Here is a 1720-nt window from a genome sequence, read left to right on the forward strand (position 1 = left end):
CAAGGAGTTGCCGATGGCCGAGCCAAGCAAAAAGATGAGCCTGATGGGCCTGACCACCCTGGTGGCGATCAACATGATGGGCTCGGGCATCATCATGCTGCCCGCCAGCATGGCGCAATTGGGTGCGATTTCGCTGCTGTCGTGGCTGATCACCGCCGTGGGCTCGATGGCGATCGCGTACTGTTTTGCCCAGTGCGGCCTCTTCTGCACCCGCACCGGCGGCATGTCGGCCTACACCGAAGAGGCCCACGGCAAGTCCGGGTTCTTCCTCTGTTCGTTCCTGTATTTCCTGTCGCTGATCATCGCCAATGTGGCGATTGCGATTTCGGCGGTGGGCTACCTGTCGTCCTTCATCCCGTGGCTGGGCAGCGGCCCCATCCCCTTATTCATCGGCACCCTCGGGCTGATCTGGCTGACTACCGTGGCCAACTTCGGCGGGCCGCGCCTGACCGGGCGGATCGGCGTGATCACGGTGTGGGGCGTGATCATTCCCGTGGCGGGCTTGAGCGTGATCGGCTGGTTCTATTTCAAGACGGAGGTGTTCAGCGATGCCTGGAACCCCAACCAACTGCAACTGTGGGATGCGATTGGCGCGAGTATCCCGCTGACCCTCTGGGCGTTCCTCGGCATGGAGTCCGCGGCCCAGGGCTATGACGCGGTGGAAGACCCCAAGCGCACCGTGCCGCTGGCCTGCCTGCTGGGCACCCTCGGCGCGGCGCTGGTGTATGTGCTGTCCACCAGCGTGATCCAGGGCATCGTGCCTAACGCCGAACTGGCCGAGTCTTCCGCGCCGTTTGCCCTGGTGTATGCGCAGATCTTCACGCCGCTGGTGGGCGATATCATCATGGCCCTGGCGGTAGTGGCGTGTATTGGTTCGCTGTTGGGCTGGCAATTCACCCTGGCGCAAACGGCCAAGATGTCGGCGGACCAGCGTCTGTTTCCGCGCTTCTTCAGCCGGGTCAGCCGCGCCCACGCGCCGGTGTTGGGGCTGATTGCCTGTGCGGCGTTGCAGAGCCTGATTGCCTTGTCGACCATCTCGCCCACAGCCAGTGCGCAGTTCGGCAAGTTGGTGAACCTGGCGGTGGTGACCAATTTGATTCCTTACGTCACCGCGCTGACCGGGCTGCTGGTGATGATGCACAAGGCGCGGGTGGCGGCGGTGGTGTATGCGCGCAATACCACGGTGTTGCTGATTGCCGTGGGGTATTCGCTGTATGCGATTTATGCGTGTGGTGAGGAGGCGGTGTTTGGTGCGACGCTGGTGTTGGCGTTTGGGTATCTGTTGTATGGTTTTTTGGCGCGGCGGTTTATCACGGCCGGTGGTGGGTGAATATCCGTTATTTTGGTGATGGCTGAGATTGGTTCCGCTCTTACAGCGGCTCACTTTTGAAAAGCGCAAAAGTAAGCAAAACGCTCTTGCCCCACCACTCGGCTCCTCGCTTAGGCTCGGAGTGCCCTCACTCCGGCCAGCGTGGTTTAACGGGGCGCCCAAGATCAAGATCAAAAGCAGAGCACAGCGGCCTACCGGCCGGCTTGAGTGTTGAAGAGCAAAAGCCAAATCAAAAKCTAAAGCGGGCACGGTCCAAATGTGGGAGCGGGCTTGCTCGCGAAGGTCGTTAACGATGACGCGGGCATTCTGAATGAACGCGGCGCTCTCAGGTTTTTCGCGAGCAAGCCCGCTCCCACAGAAAAGCAGATCTGCTTTCGCTCTGGTCTTTGC

At 60.9% G+C, this 1720-nt stretch carries 1 protein-coding gene; it reads left to right on the forward strand.

Features of this window, described 5'->3' with window-relative positions; all coding sequences use genetic code 11:
- The first annotated feature begins 13 nt into the window (after positions 1 to 13).
- Complete coding sequence (potE, locus tag JV201_RS17275) at positions 14 to 1330, forward strand: putrescine-ornithine antiporter (RefSeq protein ID WP_177008275.1); 1317 nt, start codon at positions 14 to 16, stop codon at positions 1328 to 1330.
- The last annotated feature ends 390 nt before the right edge of the window (positions 1331 to 1720 follow it).

This window comes from Pseudomonas sp. Colony2 (assembly GCF_019382755.1).
Lineage (GTDB): Bacteria > Pseudomonadota > Gammaproteobacteria > Pseudomonadales > Pseudomonadaceae > Aquipseudomonas.